Genomic DNA, 1,698 nt, shown 5'->3' with positions numbered 1-1,698 from the left:
ATTCCGACAAATCGTTCAACTGGTCTCACGCTTCCTATTTGCTTGACGACGTACCGGAGCCCCAGCGTCGCTGAAATTGACTGGCAAATATTATTGCCATTCTGCCCTTCGTATTCGGCTTAGAACGCGCCTTTATGCAATTTGGATTTCGCGACGTCAGACGACTGAGCAAGCGTTCGGCAAGGGATACATCGCGCAACGCATTCAGTTGCGGCGGCGAAGCTCGAAGGCAAAGGCGGACGCAAACGCGGAGTGTGCAACGAGGAGTGTGGAGTCGGCTGACTCCATGCTGCCCGTCCGCGCGGGCGGCGCCGCGCTCGCGCTCGCCGGCATCCTCTGGCTGGGCGCGGCCGCGCGGAACGAACTCTACTTCTTCGGGCGCGACGAGACGCGGCGCGTCGCCGAGACCTGGGCCCTGGACTCCGTGCCGCCCACCGTCGCGATCGACGCGACGCGCGCGTTCGCCGCCCCGGCCCCGCCCGCGGGGGAACCGGCGGGTCGCGTGGAGTTCCTCACCCCGAAGTACCTGCGCCCGCCCCTGCCCCCCGCCCACGACCTGGCGCGCTTCTTCCTCGAGGAGGACTCGCTCCCCGCCTTCCGCAACCCGGGGATCACCGTCAGGGTGCAGGCGCCCGCGCTGCTCGCGCTCGCCTACGACCTGCCCGCGTGGCAGCCGCTGCCGTCCTCCCGCGGGGACGACGTGGCGTTCGTCGACACCCCGGCGCTGCTCCGCTCGCCGCTCGTCCGCGACCTCGGGGCCGGCCGGTCGTTCGCCGTCACGGCGGTCTCCCGGCGACCGCTGGCGCGCGCGTGGCTGCTCCTGCGCGCCGGAGAGGCGCCCGCGAGGATCGCCGCGGAATTCGGCGGCCGGAGCGTGGAGCGGCTGGTTGGCGCCGGCGAGCTGGCGGTCGTGCCGATCGATAAGCCCCGCCCCGAGCGCTCGCCGTACCAGGGGAACCACTTCTACCGCTGGAGCGCCCGCGCGGAATTCTCCCCGGCGAGGGTCGCGCTCGTTGCCGACGAGGGGACCCTCGGGAGATACCTGTTCAACGCAGGCCGCTTCGCTGAGGCCTCGCAGGCGCTCTCGGCCGCCGGCGGCGACGCGGCGGCGCCCGGCCGGCGGCTCGAGCGGGCGCTGGCCGGGCTCGCGTCGGGTGCGCTGGACGCCGCGGCAGCCCGGGATCTCGCCCGCGATCTGCTCGGCGTGGCCGCGTGGGACCGCCAGGAAGTGCGGACGCGGTTCGGCATACACCCCGACTGGCTCGACGGCCTGCCGTATCTCTCGTTCGCCTCGGAGGAGCTCTTCCGGATCGCCGTCTCCGGCGACGCGGGCGAGGGCGACGTGCCGGCGCTCGCCACGCCGAGGCTGATCGTGGAACCTGGACGCTACCTGCTGGAGATCGCGGCGGACGTCTGGCCGGCGCCGGCGCACCTGGACCTGCGCGACTCCTGCGGGCGGGTGCTCCAGCGGATCGAGCTGGCGCCCCAGCCGCCCGCGTATCCCGCCCCGGGGCCGCGCCGGTTCGCCGCGCAGCTCCCATCGACGGCTTCCGGGTGCTTTCTCACGCTGAGCGCACCGCGCGGAGGGGCGCTTCCCCCGCGATTCTCCCTGGGGCTGCGGCCGGACGTCGTCGGGACGGTCGCCGGCCGGCTGGCGCTGCTGCGCAGGCTGCTGGGCGAGCCCGTGCCCGAGGCGCC

General features: G+C 73.0%; 1 protein-coding gene. It reads left to right on the top strand.

The window, feature by feature from the left end; genetic code table 11:
• Positions 1-286: 286 nt before the first annotated feature.
• A partial coding sequence (locus VI078_00365) for a hypothetical protein (GenBank protein HEY5997740.1) occupies positions 287-1,698 on the top strand: 1,412 nt, incomplete at its 3' end.

The organism is bacterium (assembly GCA_036524115.1).
GTDB lineage: Bacteria > JAUVQV01 > JAUVQV01 > JAUVQV01 > DATDCY01 > DATDCY01.
Note: the sequence above shows the minus strand (reverse complement) of the source record. Positions and strands in the feature narration are given on the sequence as shown.